Below are 16,693 nucleotides of genomic sequence, written 5' to 3'. Positions count from 1 at the left end.
ATGACTAATGAAATTACATTTGAAGACTTTTTAAAAGTTGATATTAGAATTGGTACAATTATAGAAGTAAATGATTTTCCAAAAGCTAAAAAACCTGCATATCAATTAACCATTGATTTTGGTAGCTTAGGAATCAAAAAATCGAGTGCACAAATAACAGATTTATACACAAAAAAAGAACTGTTAAATAAACAAGTTTCAGTAATTGTAAATTTTAAATCGAGGCAAATTGCCAACTTTATAAGCGAATGTTTAGTTTTAGGTGTTTATAATACAGATGGAAACGTAGTTTTACTACAAGCTTCTAAAAACATAAAAAACGGAGAACAAGTTTCTTAGTTCTTAGGATTGTTTAAAATTACCAAGGCTCCTATCACTCCAGGAATCCATCCACAAAGTGTTAATAGAAAAATAATAAAGAATGAACCACATCCTTTTCCTATAACAGATAATGGAGGAAAAATAATAGCTAATAAAACTCTAAATAAACTCATTTATATATTTGGTTGGTTATATAAATAAGACGCTTAACTACATTTTTTGTTACAAAACTTAAACTAAGTTATAAAACCTCAATATTTCAAAATTTCTATTTTAAAAAGCTTACATCTTATCTCCAAAGAAAATAGCATTCATAAGTAACTTATTTGTTCCAAACCAAAATGCTCTAAAATTTGTATTATCTGTAAATACAATGACCTTTCCTCTACCCATTCTTTGAACTTTAAAAGGAACCGTATTTTTAATTACTTTGGCATTTTCTTTAGAAATATAACCGCTTAATAAAGGATTTGAAGTATATTGAATAGGATTATTGTAACTGTGTTTATCTGCTTTTATAAACATGGTAGAATTCCTAAATATCGCTATTTTATCATTTTTATATCCAAAATTTATTGGATGAGATCTGTCAATTTTTGCTTCAAAAATAGCACCACCAATTACTTGCGCTCCCGATTTTAATGAACGGTTTTCAAAAGAGACTCCCTTAATAGCTTCATTTTTTGTTTTTTCAAACTGCAAATTAATAAACTTTTTACTTGCCAACCATCTTGCTGTATTCTTATAACCAATTAAAACACCTCCATTTCTTACCCAAGACCTCAGTTTTTCTTCAACACTATTTCCTAAGTTATAACTGCTAGGAATAATAATTGTAGAATATTTACTAATATCAACTCTAGAAAAATAACTCATATCTAAACGAGTCAATTGCATATCAAAACGTTGATCTAACAAATGCCAAATTTCTCCAGAATCATTCCCGGTAATTCCGTTTCCAACTAGCATAGCTATTTTTTGCTTTCTAATATTGCTAAAATTTCTACTTCCTAAATCAATTCCATCATTTAACCCTGTTGTAACACCATTAATTTTTAAATGACTTTCTTGGGCTACATTTTCTAAAAATTGATACAATTCTACCGAATTTAATTCTTGATTTTGAACAGGAATAAAAATGGTTCCATAATCATAAGAATTTTCCCCATTTTTAAAATTTTTCATAGAAACTTTTGCTCGTATCCCTTTTTGTAATATACTATTTAAAGCCTTAGGAGTATAATAATCATTCCATGGCATTAAATAGCCGTAATTACTTTTAAAAGATACATTTCCAGGTTGTCTTTTTAATTGATGAATTTCATTACCAGCTTTAGAAATCGAAATATTCTCTGCATAATCAACACCAAAAGCGTAATTGAAAGTCCACGCAGAAACATCATAAAACAAACTATCTTTAAACGTTGTTCTTACATCAAACATAGCTTTTACCAAGCGTTGGTTTTTTTGATTCATTGGCACCACATAGCTATATCCTTTTTTAAAGGTTTTTCCGTTCTTAGTAAAATCAGATTTTACTTCGTGTATTCTTATTTGATGACGCTTTAAAACTTCAGCCAAAAGATAACTTTTTGCAGCGTCTTTTTCATCACCAAAAACAATGGCCTTTTTTTCACCTGTATTTCTAGACTCTTTGTAAAAATCTTGTTGATATTTTAAAATTTTTACCCGCATATTTTTGGCTGCTTCTAATGTAGATAGAGCTGCTGTAAACTGATTTCTGATGGTAAAAGGAAAAGTTAAAACTCCATTAATTGTTTCTTGTGCATGTCCTCTAGAACTAGCTTGTTCAAACAAAATCCCTATACTTCCATTAATATCCGGAAACGTAGAACCTTTACCGTAATAAAAATCATCATAATTTTCTTCTGAATAATACAAAGAACCAATTTTATCTAATGCTTTGGCATGATAAGTTCCTATTTCTTTAGTTAAATCTTGATTTAATTGTGGTGTTAAAGGATTAGTTCTTGATGGAATTCCTGGTTGAAAAAAGAAACTAGCATTGCTTCCCATTTCATGATGATCTGTTAAAATATTTGGCAACCATTTATGAAAACTAGCAATTCTAACTTTGCTTTCTGGAAGTTGTACAGGTAGCCAATCTCTATTCATATCAAACTGATAATGATTGGTTCTTCCTCTTGGCCAGATTTCTGTATACTCTCTATCATTAGGATCAGGATTAATGTTTTTACTTTTGTTGGTATTAGCCCAATATGCAAAACGTTGTAAACCATCAGGGTTAAACGAAGGGTCAAATAAAATAACAACATTATTTAATAAGTCATCAATTCCTTCTGCAGCCGCTAAATAATAAGCAACAGCCAAAGCAGCATTAGACCCACTTGGTTCATTTCCATGAATAGAAAAACCTTGATAAACAACAATAGGGTTATCAGAAACATCCAAAGTAGCATCATTGGTTGCATCAATATGTTTTTTTCTAATATTCTCTATGTTTTTATGATTTTTTGCCGATGTAATCGTTAGTAAAACTAGTGGTCTGTCTTCGTAGGTTTTCCCTCTTGTTTCAATAGAAATACGATCAGAAGCAGCTGCTAAAACTTTCATGTATTCTACCAACTTATCATGCGTAATATGCCACTCACCTACTTCATGACCAATTACAGATTTTGGTGTTGGAATATTTTTATTGTAAGTAACATTATTAGGTAAATAATAAGATAAAGCTACTTTTTGAGCAGAAATTGAAATAGAGACAAATAAGAAAATTAATACTATTTTTTTCATCTGAGATTTAAGTTTGGTTATGAAACAAATATAAGAATTTGAGAAGTTATTTTTTAGATTTTAACTTTTGATTTGAGAAACTTCAAACAAACAAAAACGTAAAGTTTTTTTTTCTAAAAATGTATTTAATTTTGAATTCTTAATTTTCCTATTCAAAAATTAAATAATCTATAAAAATATAGAATGATCTTCGCTATTTTCTTTTAATGATATTTTTATTCAGATATTTGTTATGAAAATTTATTCCATTTATAAAAATGATCGATAATTCTACTTTAGAAACTCTACACAACTCACTTTCTGGAGATGTACTTTTTGACAGTTTACATAAAACTCTATATGCTACAGATGCTTCTGTGTATAGAAAAATTCCGTTAGCAGTTGCTTTTCCAAAAGATGAAAAAGACATTAAAGTACTAATAGATTTTGCTACTAAAAACAACATTACATTAATCCCAAGAACTGCAGGAACTTCTTTAGCAGGACAATGTGTTGGTGATGGAATTGTAGTTGATGTTTCTATACATTTTACAAATGTTTTAGAATTCGATGAGCAAGCCAAAACAATTACCTTACAACCCGGGGTTGTCAGAGACGAGTTAAATATTTTTTTAAAACCTTTTGGATTATTTTTTGGCCCAAACACTTCAACATCTAATAGATGTATGATTGGTGGAATGGTAGGCAACAATTCATCCGGAAGTACATCTATTAAATATGGAGTTACACGAGATAAAGTAGTAGCTATTGATACTATTTTAAGTGATGGTAGCAAAGCTACATTTAAAGAAATCACATCGGAAGAATTCATTCAAAAAACAAAAGAAAATTCTTTAGAAGGTAAAATTTACAAATCTATTTTTGAAGAACTTTCTTCAAAAAAACATCAGCAAGAAATTAAGGAACAGTTTCCAAAAGAAACTATTCATAGACGAAATACAGGATATGCTGTTGATGAATTCTTAAAGTCTGATTTATTTGGAGGCAATTCACCAACCATAAACGTTGCTAAATTCTTGTCGGGAAGCGAAGGTACTTTAGCTTTTTCTACATCAATAACCTTACAGTTAAACAATTTACCTCCACAAAAAAGTATTATGGTTTGTTCTCATTTTGCAAGTATTAATGAGAGCTTAATTGCTACTGTTACGGCAATGAAACACAACTTATACAATTGTGAACTAATGGATAAAACCATTTTAGATTGTACAAAAAGTAACAGAGAACAAGCAAAAAACAGATTCTTTTTACAAGGTGACCCAGCAGCGATATTAATGTTAGAAGTTTCTTCAAACTCTATTGAGGAAACAGAAGTTTTAGCTAATAATTTAATTGCAGATTTAGAAAAAAACAATTTTGGTTATCATCACCCAAAAGTATATGGAGAAGATATTGCAAAAGTCCATTATTTACGTAAAGCAGGATTAGGATTACTGGGAAATATGATTGGAGATATGAAGGCCGTTGCTTGTATAGAAGACACAGCAGTAGCTTTAGAAGACTTGCCAAGTTATATCATAGAATTCACCAAAATCATGGATAAATATCAGCAAAACGCAGTCTATTATGCCCATGCCGGTGCAGGAGAATTACATTTACGCCCAATCTTAAATTTAAAAAAATCAGAAGATGTTGTATTGTTTAGAAAAATCACAACAGAAACTGCTGAATTAGTTAAAAAATACAAAGGTTCTTTTAGTGGAGAACACGGAGACGGAATTGTACGTGCAGAATTTATTCCTTTAATGATTGGAGAAGAAAATTATCAATTATTAAGAAGAATAAAAAAAGCATTTGATCCTCATAACATATTTAATCAAGGAAAAATAACAGATGCTTTTCTAATGGACAAAAGCCTACGTTATGAAATTGATAGAAAAGAACCCGAAATAAAAACCATTCAAGATTTTTCTGAAAGCGAAGGTATTTTAAAATTAGCCGAAAAGTGTAATGGTTCTGGAGATTGTAGAAAAACAGTTTCTGCCGGAGGAACAATGTGTCCTAGCTATAGAGCTACTAAAAATGAAAAAGACACCACAAGGGCAAGAGCAAATACTTTGCGTGAGTTTCTTACCAATTCTGAGGAAACAAACAAATTTAATCATCAAGAATTAAAAGAAGTTTTTGACCTTTGTTTAAGCTGTAAAGCTTGTGCTTCTGAATGTCCGAGTAATGTAGATGTTGCTTCTTTAAAAGCAGAATTCCTATATCAATATCAAGAAACAAATGGATATTCTTTTAGAAGTAATTTGTTTGCAAACAATGCTAAATACAATAGATTAGGAAGTAAATTCCCTACAATTACTAACTTTCTAACCAATACCAAATTTGCAAAAAAAATAATGGGTGTTGCAACCGAACGTTCCGTTCCAAAATTAGCAAAACAAACGTTAGAAAATTGGCTTAAAAAACATCAATTTATACCTTCTAAAAAAGCGGTTTATTTATTTAATGATGAGTTCACCAATTTTTATGATGCCGAAATTGGAAAAGACGCTGTAATTCTATTAGAAAGATTGGGCTACGAGATAAAATCAATCTCTCACGACGAAAGTGGTAGAAGTCATATTTCAAAAGGTTTTTTAAAAGAAGCCAAAGAAATTTGCAACAAAAACATCACAATTTTTAAAGATTTAATTTCTGATGAAACTCCGTTAATTGGGATTGAACCTTCAGCAATTTTAACTTTTAGAGATGAATATATTCGTTTGGCAGATGATAAAAAATCTGCGGAAAAAATTGCAGAAAACACATTTACTTTCGAAGAATTTTTAGCAAAAGAACTAGAAAAAGAAAACATTAATAAAAGTTTTTTTACAAAAAAACCTAAAACCTTAAAAGTCCACGGACACTGTCATCAAAAAGCATTGTCTGGAACACATTCTAGTTTTCAAATATTAAACATACCAGAGAATTATACAGTAACAATTCTAAATACTGGCTGCTGTGGAATGGCGGGTTCTTTTGGATATGAAAAAGAACATTATAAAGTAAGTATGCAAATTGGAGAAGATACTTTATTTTCTAAAATAAGAAATTGTAATACCGATACAGAAATTGCTGCAGCGGGTACAAGTTGTAGACATCAAATTTTTGATGGAACAAAACGTATTGCGAAACATCCAATTACAATATTAAAAGAAGCATTATCATAAAACAAAAAAAAAGCTCCTTTATAAAGGAGCTTTTTTTATTAAAACAATATTTTTATTTTATTTTTCTGCAAGTTCTTCATTTGCTAATAAAGCAAAAAACTTATCTAAATTTGGTAAAATCACAATTCTAGTTCTTCTATTTTTTGCTCTATTTTCTTCCGAATTATTATCAACTAAAGGAACCGTACTACCTCTACCAGAAGCAATTAATCTACTTCCCTCAATTTTATACTTTTTCTCTAAAAGTCGAACAATAGAAGTTGCTCTTTTTACACTTAAATCCCAATTGTCTTGTACTGCAATATTGCTTATAGTTCTAGAATCTGTATGACCTTCAATCATTACGTCCATACTTGGTTCAGATTTTATAACATTGGCAAGTTTTTCAATTAATGAATAAGCACCTTGTTTTACCTGATAACTTGCTGTATTAAATAATAATTTGTCCGAAATAGATATCATTACAACTGTTTGGTCTATATCTATATTTAAATCATCAGAAGTAGCTAAATCAGAAGTATTGATCTTATTTTTTAAATTATACGAAATTGCAATATTCAAAGAATCTTTTAATGTTTTTGCTTTGGCAACAACTGCAGGATCTACTTTTGCTAAAGTTTCATTCATTCTTTTTCTTGTTATATTAGAAATAACAGCTGCATTACCAACCATATCTAATTTAACATCGTTCTCTTTTTGCAAAGTAACATTATCACTTTTTAAAGAATTTATTTTTTTGTTATAATTTGCTACTCTTTGTTCAATTTTTGCAAACTTTGTTTCTAACTCTTCTTTTTCTAAAGTAGTTTTTTGAAGAGTTCCTTTTGTTTCATTAAACTGAGTTTCTAAACTAGCATACTTCTTTTTTGAAACACAAGAAGTCATTAATAAAGACAAAATTGTAATTGGAATAATTAATTTTTTCATTATTTATATTTTAATAGTTATAGTGTATAAACAATTTTTTTTTTAAAATATTATATATCATCTTCTTTTTATGATTTTACAAATATTTTGTAAACCATTATTTATTTAAGTGATTTCAAACTACTTTTTATAGTATCAATTTTAGCAATTGTATCTGCTTCTTTTTTACGTTCTAAAGTAATAACTTGCTCTGGTGCATTTGATACAAAACGCTCATTAGATAACTTCTTTGTAATTCCGAACAAGAAACCTTCTGCTCTTTTTAACTCGCCTTCTAACTTTTTAATTTCAGCCTCAACATCTATATTCTCTATAGAAATTGGCACAAAATATTCGTTAGATTTTACTCTAAAAGAAGCACCTTCTACTTTTTCTGAAACATAATTAATTGTTGAAGTATTTGTTAACTTTTGAATAACAGCATCAAACTCTTTTAAGTTCTTTTCATTATCAATTACAAATAACTCTACAGCATCTTTAAAAGAAATGTTTTTATCTTTTCTGATGGTTCTTAATCCTGATACGACATCTGTTGCAAATTCAAAATCAGCAATAATTTGTGCATCAAAATCTTTTATTACTGGATATTTCTCAATAATCAAGGCTTCTTCTGGCGTTCTATCAGCAATATATTGCCAAATATCTTCCGATAAAAAAGGCATAAATGGATGCAATACTTTTAAGTTATTTTCTAAAACTTCAATAATTGCATCAAACGTAGTTTTGTCTATCGGTTGCTGGTAAGCAGGTTTTACAATCTCTAATAACCATGAAGAAAAATCGTCATTAATTAGTTTATAAATAGCCATTAAAGCATCCGACAAACGGTATTTAGAGAAATGATCTTCTATTTCTGTTAACGTTTTTTGAAACTTCGCTTCGTACCATTTTAAACCAATTTTAGAGGTTTCTGGTTGTGGTAAAGTTGCATCAACTTCCCAACCTTTTATCAAACGAAAGGCATTCCAAATTTTATTGGCAAATCCTTTTCCTTGCTGACATAAATCTTCATCGAACATTAAATCGTTACCGGCTGCAGAACTTAATAACAATCCAACTCTTACTCCATCTGCTCCATAATCATCAATTAATTTTAAAGCATCTGGCGAGTTTCCTAAAGATTTAGACATTTTTCGTCTTTGTTTATCTCGAACTAAACCAGTTAAATAAACATTTTGGAAAGGTTTTTCGTCTTTGTATTCATACCCTGCAACAATCATTCTTGCTACCCAGAAAAATAAAATATCTGGCCCGGTAACTAAATCGTTTGTTGGATAATAATATTTAATTTCTTCGTTTTCTGGATTTCTAATTCCGTCGAAAACAGACATTGGCCACAACCAAGAAGAAAACCAAGTATCCAGTGCGTCAGAATCCTGACGCAAGTTGTTAGTTGTTAGTTGTTGGTTATTAGTTTTCTCTTTCGCAAGCTCAAGAGCTTTCTCAATATTCTCAGCAACTACAAAATCTTCTTTTCCATCTCCGTAGAAATACGCAGGAATTTGTTGTCCCCACCAAAGTTGACGAGAAATATTCCAATCACGTACATTTTCCATCCAATGACGGTAGGTATTTTCAAATTTCTTAGGATATAAATTGATTTCTGCATCTTCACCCAAAACTGCATCAATTGCAGGTTGCGCTAAATCCTTCATCTTTAAAAACCATTGATCAGATAATCGAGGTTCTATAACGGCTTTGGTTCTTTCTGAGGTTCCTACTTTATGAGTGTGAACTTCAGTCTTTACTAAAATCCCTTTTTCTTCTAATTCTTGAGCAACTTCTTTACGAACTACAAAACGATCTTTTCCTTGATAATGTAATCCAAAAGAATTTAAAGTTGCATCCTCATTAAAAATATCGATAACCTCTAAATTATGCTTATCTCCTAAATTCTTATCATTTTCATCGTGTGCAGGCGTTACTTTTAAACAACCTGTACCGAATTCTAAATCTACATATTCATCCTCAATAATAGGAATTACTCTTCCGCTTAAAGGAACAATTGCTTTTTTACCTTTTAAATGCGTAAAACGCTCGTCATTTGGGTTGATACAAATTGCTGTATCACCAAAAATAGTTTCTGGACGAGTTGTTGCAATGGTTAAAGTATCTTCCGATCCTTCAATTTTATATTCTAAATAATACAAGTTGCCTTGTCTTTCTTCATGAATTACTTCTTCATCCGAAAGTGTTGTTTTAGCTTCAGGATCCCAGTTTACCATTCTGTAACCTCTATAAATTAAGCCTTTGTTATATAAATCAACAAAAACTTTAATTACAGATTCAGACATTTCTGGATCCATGGTAAAAGCAGTTCTTTCCCAATCACAAGAAGCTCCTAACTTTTTTAATTGTTCTAAAATAATTCCTCCATATTCATCTTTCCAATCAAAAGCATGTTGTAAAAACTCTTCACGCGTTAAATCGCTTTTACTAATTCCTTGTTCCTTTAATTTAGCAACAACTTTTGCTTCAGTTGCAATAGATGCGTGATCTGTACCAGGAACCCAACAAGCATTTTTACCTAATAAACGTGCACGTCTTATTAATACATCTTGAATTGTGTTATTCAACATATGCCCCATATGTAAAACTCCGGTAACGTTTGGTGGAGGAATTACAATTGTATAAGGTTCTCTTTCGTCTGGAGTAGAATGAAAATAGTTATTTTTCATCCAGTAGTCATACCATTTACCTTCTACTTGGCTTGCATCATATTTAGATGGAATTGTCATACTTTGGAATAGTTTTTGAAATATAGTTAGCAAAAATACAATTATCTATTTTTGTAGAGAAAATTAGTAGTTGATTTTTTAAAACAAAAAATAAGTTATAATTTTACACTATAAATCATTTAATTATGAAAAGCTTTACATCTATTTTCGTTTTATTTTTATTTTCTTTTACAGTTCATGCTCAAGAATTTCAATTTAAAAACGAAACGATTAATTATGGAAAAATCGCAAAAGATTCTAACGGAGAAAGAACTTTTATTTTTACAAATATTGGTGATCAACCTTTAATTATAAAAAACATACAATCATCATGTGGTTGTACAGTACCTAAAAAACCAGAAAACCCTATAATGCCTGGTGAAAAAGGAGAAATTAAAGTTTCTTATGACACGAAAAGAGTTGGTGGTTTTTCTAAACAAATTACTATTTTTTCGAACGCAAAAACCCCTAGAAAGGTTGTGAAAATTAAAGGATATGTTAGTAAAGGAATTTCTTTAATGAAAGAAAAAAGTATACTTTCTGATAGTTAAATTCGTTTTTTTAAACGAAAATTAAACTTTAAAACTTCTCTTCCTCTTTTAATTTCTATCTTTATTTTTTTTCCATCTTTTTCTTGAAATTTGTGAATGATATCATTTAATTTTAAATCGTGAGCAGAAGTTCCATTTATTTTTAAAATAATATCACCAGACTTAATACCTGCGATATCGGCAACAGATCCGTTTATAACTTTATCTACTTTATAGGATGGTAAAAATTTAAAACTATAATTTGTAGTAAAAGAAATAGTTTTACTACTTGTTGAAGTAAAGTCCCCTTTTGAATAACTAATAATTTTTGTATCGTCTTTTATTTTTACAAGTTTATTACCGTTGTAAACCACATCTAAACCACTCATGTTATAATTAAATCCGCCTTTTAGTGAAGCACTTTTTTTCAAGGTAATTTTTTTGTTAGGATAATCTATCCAAACTTTAAATCTCTTTAAAATATTCCCTCCAATACTTCCATTTCTTTTACTAAAATTTCTAGCATTTCTTGTTGATAGAGAATCTAAAAAAGAAACCGTAGGTTTCTCTATAACAAAGCTTCCTATTTTCATTTTTGGTATTCTACTTCTATTTCCATAAATAAAGCCACTTAATCCTTCACCTAAAATATCATTAAAAAATAATATTGGTGTTTGAATTGTTTCTTTAGTGCCTTCAAATAACCAAATTGCATCACTTCCTCCAGAATCTATCAACATTTTTACATCCGTTACAGTATTACCAACAGTATCTAATTGAACCTGAACATCTATATATGGTTTCTTTCTATAAAACTCCAAAGGAAAAATTTCACACTTTCTACAATTTTTATAGTTAAATTTTTTAGGATTATAAAAGGTAATTTTTTTTGAATTATAGTTTATTTTTAAAATTAGATTTTTTAACAAATTATACCCTATAATTCCATGGATAGTTGTTCCCATTTTACTCGACAAATCAAAATAATCTCTTAAAATAACATAAACAGTTTCATTAGTACTAAAGATATTGTTTATTCTAAGGTTATTGTTTTTTGACAATAAAGCATCTACAGGGTTTCCTTTACCTAAGCCTTGTAATTTAACTTTCTTTACATCTTTAAGCCCAACACTATCATTCTTTGAAAGACTAAATAAAATTGTTTTATTAACACCTGTATCTAAAATAAAAGACAATTCTTTGCCATTAATTTCTATTGGAATTACTATTAAATTATTAATTAATTTAAAATCTATTTTTTGCTTTATTACAGCTGATTTTTTAAAATGAAATCCCAATTGAGAATTCATTGTAAAAGAAATCAAAAGGAGAATAAAAACAATATGTAATGTTTTTCTTTTCAAAAATTTAAAATTATTTTATGAATATACGATTTTTTCATACCTTTTATTATCAATTTAACAAAATATAGTATTATAAACTTTCTTGATTTAAGAGCATTTAATCCAAAAAATATTTTGCAAATTTGCAGACTAAACTTAATATAAAATAAATATGCCTTCAATATCTAAGAAAGGAATTCAAATGCCAGAGTCTCCTATTAGGAAATTGGTTCCTTATGCAGAAATAGCTTACAAACAAGGGAAAACTGTATATCATTTAAATATAGGTCAACCAGACATTAAAACGCCTGAAGTAGCTTTAGAAGCAGTTACGGCACACGATTTAAAAATTATTTCTTATACAAGATCCGAAGGATCGGAAAAATACAGAACCAAAATTGCCAACTATTATAGTAAACACAATATTCATGTAAAACATGATGATATTATTGTAACTACAGGGGGATCTGAAGCTTTATTGTTTGCTTTTGGTAGTATCATGGATATTGATGATGAAGTCATTATTCCAGAACCTTTTTATGCTAATTACAATGGATTTTCTACTGCTTCTGGCGTAAAAATTGTTCCTGTAATTTCTAAAATTGAAGATAATTTTGCCTTACCTCCTATTGAAGAGTTTGAAAAATTAATTACACCAAAAACAAAAGCCATTTTAATTTGTAACCCAGGAAATCCTACAGGATACTTGTATAGCAAAGAAGAAATTAAAAAGCTTGCTGCCATTGTAAAAAAGCACGATTTATTTTTAATTGCAGATGAAGTTTATAGAGAATTTGCCTATGACGGAATAGAACATTATTCTATTTTACAAGAAGAAGGCATTAATGACAATACCATTGTAATAGATTCTGTGTCTAAAAGATATAGCATGTGTGGCGCAAGAATTGGTTGTTTAGTTTCTAGAAACAAAGAGCTTATAAAAACAGTTTTAAAATTTGCACAAGCAAGATTAAGTCCGCCAACTTTAGCACAAATTGCTTCCGAAGCAGCTTTAGATACTCCACAAAGTTATTTTGATGAAGTAAAAGAAGAATATGTAAAAAGAAGAAATACTTTAATTGAAGGACTGCAAAAAATAGAAGGGGTAAAGGTTGCAAAACCTAAAGGAGCTTTTTATTGCATTGTAGAATTGCCTATTAAAAATTCTGATCATTTTGCACAATGGCTTCTAGAGTCTTTTGATGTAGATGGAGAAACAATTATGGTGGCACCAGCTGCAGGTTTTTACTCTACTCCAGGAGTAGGATTAAACCAAATAAGAATTGCATATGTACTAAACGAAGAGAGTTTATTAAAAGCTATTCATATTTTAGAAGAAGCTTTAAAAGTATACCAATATTAATTGGAAATTTTAGAAAACATATCGTTAAAAAATTATAATACGTTTGGTATTTCTGTAAATGCCAAACGTTTTATTTCTGTTGATTCTGTTTATCAATTACAACAACTTTTAAAAGTTGAAAAAGATATTTTCTTAATTTCTGGAGGAAGCAATATGTTGCTCACAAAGGATATAGATAAATTAGTAGTACATCTAAATTTTAAAGGGATTTCTATTGACAGAGAAAATGATAATTCTGTTTATTTGACCGTAAATGCAGGAGAAAATTGGCACGAATTTGTTTTGTGGTGTGTAGAAAACAATTATGGGGGGATAGAAAATTTATCCTTGATTCCTGGAAATGTTGGTACCTGCCCTATTCAGAATATTGGTGCTTATGGAACTGAAGTAAAAGATACTATTACAAAAGTTGAAGCGCTTGAAATTAAAACTGGAAAATTAGCTTCTTTTTCTAATCATGAGTGCAATTTTGGCTATAGAAACTCTATCTTTAAGAATAAAGTAAAAGGTAAATATATCATTACTTCAGTAAGTTTTCAATTAACAAAAAAAAATCATCAGTTAAACTCTTCTTACGGAGCAATTGAGTCTGAATTAAACTCAAAAAAAATAACAAACCCTACTCTAAAAGATATTTCTGACGCTGTAATTGCAATTAGAAAAAGTAAATTACCCGATCCTAAAAAAATTGGAAACAGCGGTAGCTTCTTTAAAAATCCGGTAATTTTAAAATCGCATTTTATAAAACTACAAGAAATTTTTCCAAACATACCAAGTTATACAATTTCCGAAACAGAAGTTAAAGTTCCTGCTGGTTGGTTGATAGAACAAGCTGGCTTTAAAGGGAAACGTTTTGGTAATTATGGCGTACATGAAAAACAAGCTTTGGTTCTTGTAAATTACGGAAATGCATCGGGAATGGAAATCTATCAATTAGCAAAAGAAATCAAAAAAATAGTTTTTGAAAAATTTGAAATTGCTTTAGAAATTGAAGTGAATATCATTTAGTTAAAATTCATCTTAAAATAATTGCTATATTGTACTAAATTCTATACTTAAATATAGTACATGGCTATTACCAAACCAATACAAACAATAGTATTACTTCTTTTGTGTTTTTTTCAAACCAATACTCATGGGCAAGAAAAAGAACCAACAAAAACAGATTCTATTGCAAGAGCAATTTCAAACAAAGCATATAGTTTTATAAACTCTGAAAGTGATAGCGCTTTGTTTTACGCTAACAAAGGAATTGCTTATGCTAAAAAAAACAATTCCAAACGAGGAGAAATTCTTAATTTAGAAGTAAAAGGTTTATACTTAGAACAAGTAAAAAACAACTATAAAGAAGCAGCAAATGCCTATTTAAAGGCCATTTCACTAGCAGAAGCACACTATATAGATTTTTTACCAATGCTATATAGTGGATTAAGCTCATTATATGTAAGAACGAAAGATTTTAAAAGAGCAGTAATTTATGCTCAAAATGCAGTAGACCATAGTCCAGAAGATTCTCGAATAAAAAGTGGCACTATGCTAAATTTAGCAATTATTCTAGGTGATTTAAATAAATTTGATGAAGCTAATAAAATATTTAAAGCTATTTTAAAAACGAATAAACTATATCCTTGGGGACTTGTACTTGTAAAATCGGGATTAGCAGGCAATCTAAGTAAGCAGCAAAAATACAAAGAAGCTATTGCGCTTTATAAAGAAGCTATTGAAACAGATTCAATAAAAGGTAACAAAAAATATCGAAGATTATATCAGGGAATTATTGAAAACTCTATTGAAATTAATAACAAAAAGAATGTTACAGATTATATTTCAGTGTTCAAAAAAAGTTTCCAAAACCTTACATCTTTAAATGATAAAAAACACTATTATAGTACAATTTCAAATGCCCTTCATTTTCTAGAAGACTACAAAAAGTCCAATATATATAAAGATAGTTTAATTGAAGTTAATGAAAAACTTTTTGAAAAAAAATATGATACAGGCATTGTAGATGCAGAAATAAAATATCAAACTGTAAAAAAAGATGCGCAAATAAAGTCAGAAATTGAAAAACGAAATTTTTGGTTATTACTTACCTCTTTATCTTTCCTAATATTATGTATTGTAATCTTTTCTTTATACAAAAATGCACAAAAAAGGAAACAGCTAATTGCCAGTAAAAAATTATTAGAAACAACTTTAAAGCAACGAAACATGTTGCTAAGAGAAACACATCATCGTGTTAAAAATAGTTTTCAAATGGTGAGTAGTTTGTTAAAACTACAAGCAAGAGGCAGTAAAGCTGAAGGTGCAGTAAAAGCTCTAGAAAACGCTGTACAAAGAGTAAATTCTATGATTATTCTGCATCAACAATTATACGCAAAAGAAAACATTCTTGGCATCGATTTAAAAATTTACGTTAAAGATTTAATAACAGAAATAACGCGCTCATACGAAGTATCACAAATTAAAATTGACCAAAACATTGTTTCAATTAATGTAAATATAGACATCGCAACTTCTATTGGATTACTTATAAATGAATTAGCCACAAATAGCATAAAACACGCTTGGAGTAAAGATTTTGAAAATAAAACCATTACAATACAAATTAATAAATTAGATAAAATTTTAGATTTTAAAATGTTTGATAATGGAAACAACACAAAAGAAATCTCTACAAAATCAGGATATGGATCTGAATTAATCGCAATTTTAATTAAACGACTAAAAGCTAGTAAATTACCAGAAAATCAAAATAACTATTCAATTCACCTAGAAATACCTTTTGTTGATAATGAAGCATAAATTATTGATTATTGAAGATGACCCTTTTATTTCTTTAAATATTCAATATGCTCTAGAAGCAAAAGGATTTCACGTAATTGGTATTGCAGAAACGGTTACTGCAGCAGAAGAATTATTTTACTTAGAAAAACCAGATTTGTGTTTAATCGATATTCAATTAGGTGATAGTGTCTCTGGAGTTGAATTTGCTAAAGTTTTAGATCAACAACAACTCCCCTATTTTTACCTCACATCGCAAACAGATCCTTTAACTTTATTAGAAGTTAGTAAAACAAAACCATTAGGCTATATTGTAAAACCTTTTACAGATACAGGTTTATGGAGTAGCATTAGTGTTGTTTGGCAACAATATTTATCTAAAAACGGAAATAAATTAACAATCAAAACAGATGGTTATGTTCATATAATTCCAGAAAACGACATTCTTTTTTTAGAAGCTTTTGATAATTATTGCTATATACAAACTGCAGAAAAAAAGTTACTGGTTCCACATACTTTAAAGAAAACTCGTGAGCAATTAAAAGGAAATCATTTTTTTATGGTACATCGTTCTTATTGGGTAAACACGCAAAAAATTAAAAGCATAAGCAATCATACTGTTGTGATTCATGAATTTGAAGTTGCTTTAAGTAGAGCAAGAAAAGAGGCATTAATCTCTTTTATGAATGAAATTTAAAAAGTCATTTCACTAAAAAAAAACCCATTTCACTAAGTTTATTATTTTTTATTAATATGCAATCATAAGTTTGATGTATTC

The 16,693-nt window shown here is 29.0% G+C and carries 12 protein-coding genes; 7 read left to right on the top strand and 5 right to left on the bottom strand.

Annotated features, from left to right (window positions below; all coding sequences use genetic code 11):
- The gene (locus MC378_RS01625; RefSeq protein WP_242176967.1) at positions 1 to 339 is read left to right on the top strand and encodes a tRNA-binding protein; all 339 of its coding nucleotides are present in this window, start codon (positions 1 to 3) and stop codon (positions 337 to 339) included.
- On the opposite strand, the gene MC378_RS01620 is transcribed toward MC378_RS01625, so the two are convergent.
- Together MC378_RS01620 and MC378_RS01615 are read right to left on the bottom strand one after the other, a co-directional pair.
- Positions 336 to 494, bottom strand: a complete 159-nt coding sequence (locus tag MC378_RS01620; RefSeq protein ID WP_242176966.1) for a YqaE/Pmp3 family membrane protein — start codon at positions 492 to 494, stop codon at positions 336 to 338. The two genes, MC378_RS01625 and MC378_RS01620, sit on opposite strands and share 4 nt — an antisense overlap.
- Positions 495 to 603: 109 nt before the next feature.
- Positions 604 to 3,096, bottom strand: a complete 2,493-nt coding sequence (locus MC378_RS01615; RefSeq protein ID WP_242176965.1) for a M14 family metallopeptidase — start codon at positions 3,094 to 3,096, stop codon at positions 604 to 606.
- A 257-nt stretch (positions 3,097 to 3,353) separates the two neighbouring features.
- On the opposite strand from MC378_RS01615, the gene MC378_RS01610 reads away from it, so the two are divergent.
- Positions 3,354 to 6,251: an FAD-binding and (Fe-S)-binding domain-containing protein gene (locus tag MC378_RS01610; protein ID WP_242176964.1), complete on the top strand. Its 2,898-nt coding sequence runs from the start codon at positions 3,354 to 3,356 to the stop codon at positions 6,249 to 6,251.
- Positions 6,252 to 6,308: 57 nt separating this feature from the next.
- Here the strand turns inward: MC378_RS01610 and MC378_RS01605 are convergent, their stop codons facing one another.
- Together MC378_RS01605 and MC378_RS01600 are read right to left on the bottom strand one after the other, a co-directional pair.
- Positions 6,309 to 7,178 (bottom strand): OmpA/MotB family protein, encoded by an 870-nt coding sequence (locus MC378_RS01605; RefSeq protein ID WP_242176963.1) that lies wholly within the window; start codon positions 7,176 to 7,178, stop codon positions 6,309 to 6,311.
- Between the two features lie 101 nt (positions 7,179 to 7,279).
- On the bottom strand, positions 7,280 to 9,916 hold the full coding sequence (locus MC378_RS01600) for a valine--tRNA ligase (protein WP_242176962.1): 2,637 nt from the start codon (positions 9,914 to 9,916) through the stop codon (positions 7,280 to 7,282).
- A gap of 125 nt (positions 9,917 to 10,041) precedes the next feature.
- On the opposite strand from MC378_RS01600, the gene MC378_RS01595 reads away from it, so the two are divergent.
- A complete protein-coding gene (locus MC378_RS01595) occupies positions 10,042 to 10,446 on the top strand; it encodes a DUF1573 domain-containing protein (RefSeq protein ID WP_242176961.1) in 405 nt (134 codons plus the stop codon).
- Here the strand turns inward: MC378_RS01595 and MC378_RS01590 are convergent.
- Complete coding sequence (locus tag MC378_RS01590) at positions 10,443 to 11,735, bottom strand: aspartyl protease family protein (protein ID WP_242176960.1); 1,293 nt, start codon at positions 11,733 to 11,735, stop codon at positions 10,443 to 10,445. The genes MC378_RS01595 and MC378_RS01590 overlap by 4 nt on opposite strands.
- 205 nt (positions 11,736 to 11,940) lie before the next feature.
- On the opposite strand from MC378_RS01590, the gene MC378_RS01585 reads away from it, so the two are divergent.
- Genes MC378_RS01585 through MC378_RS01570 form a run of 4 tightly spaced genes read left to right on the top strand, consistent with a single transcriptional unit; the run spans position 11,941 to position 16,612 of the window.
- Positions 11,941 to 13,131, top strand: a complete 1,191-nt coding sequence (locus MC378_RS01585; protein ID WP_242176959.1) for a pyridoxal phosphate-dependent aminotransferase — start codon at positions 11,941 to 11,943, stop codon at positions 13,129 to 13,131.
- Positions 13,132 to 14,139 carry a UDP-N-acetylmuramate dehydrogenase gene (murB, locus tag MC378_RS01580; protein WP_242176958.1) on the top strand — a complete coding sequence of 336 codons (1,008 nt, stop codon included), beginning with the start codon at positions 13,132 to 13,134 and terminating at the stop codon, positions 14,137 to 14,139.
- A gap of 60 nt (positions 14,140 to 14,199) precedes the next feature.
- Positions 14,200 to 15,936: a tetratricopeptide repeat-containing sensor histidine kinase gene (locus tag MC378_RS01575; protein ID WP_242176957.1), complete on the top strand. Its 1,737-nt coding sequence runs from the start codon at positions 14,200 to 14,202 to the stop codon at positions 15,934 to 15,936.
- Positions 15,926 to 16,612, top strand: coding sequence for a LytR/AlgR family response regulator transcription factor (locus MC378_RS01570; RefSeq protein WP_242176956.1), 687 nt, complete (start codon positions 15,926 to 15,928; stop codon positions 16,610 to 16,612). Before MC378_RS01575 ends, MC378_RS01570 begins: the two co-directional genes overlap by 11 nt.
- The last annotated feature ends 81 nt before the right edge of the window (positions 16,613 to 16,693 follow it).

This window comes from Polaribacter marinus, from assembly GCF_022662535.1.
In the GTDB taxonomy this organism is placed as follows: domain Bacteria; phylum Bacteroidota; class Bacteroidia; order Flavobacteriales; family Flavobacteriaceae; genus Polaribacter; species Polaribacter marinus.
This window is presented reverse-complemented; position numbering and strand designations above follow the sequence as displayed.

Bases quoted from the DNA above. Each gene is read 5' to 3' on its own strand.
- MC378_RS01585 (WP_242176959.1), top strand. From the start codon at position 11,941: ATGCCTTCAATATCTAAGAAAGGAATTCAAATGCCAGAGTCTCCTATT.
- MC378_RS01570 (WP_242176956.1), top strand. From the start codon at position 15,926: ATGAAGCATAAATTATTGATTATTGAAGATGACCCTTTTATTTCTTTA.
- MC378_RS01575 (WP_242176957.1), top strand. From the start codon at position 14,200: ATGGCTATTACCAAACCAATACAAACAATAGTATTACTTCTTTTGTGT.
- MC378_RS01605 (WP_242176963.1), bottom strand. From the start codon at position 7,178: ATGAAAAAATTAATTATTCCAATTACAATTTTGTCTTTATTAATGACT.
- MC378_RS01610 (WP_242176964.1), top strand. From the start codon at position 3,354: ATGATCGATAATTCTACTTTAGAAACTCTACACAACTCACTTTCTGGA.
- MC378_RS01595 (WP_242176961.1), top strand. From the start codon at position 10,042: ATGAAAAGCTTTACATCTATTTTCGTTTTATTTTTATTTTCTTTTACA.
- MC378_RS01600 (WP_242176962.1), bottom strand. From the start codon at position 9,916: ATGACAATTCCATCTAAATATGATGCAAGCCAAGTAGAAGGTAAATGG.
- MC378_RS01620 (WP_242176966.1), bottom strand. From the start codon at position 494: ATGAGTTTATTTAGAGTTTTATTAGCTATTATTTTTCCTCCATTATCT.
- MC378_RS01625 (WP_242176967.1), top strand. From the start codon at position 1: ATGACTAATGAAATTACATTTGAAGACTTTTTAAAAGTTGATATTAGA.
- MC378_RS01590 (WP_242176960.1), bottom strand. From the start codon at position 11,735: ATGAATTCTCAATTGGGATTTCATTTTAAAAAATCAGCTGTAATAAAG.
- MC378_RS01615 (WP_242176965.1), bottom strand. From the start codon at position 3,096: ATGAAAAAAATAGTATTAATTTTCTTATTTGTCTCTATTTCAATTTCT.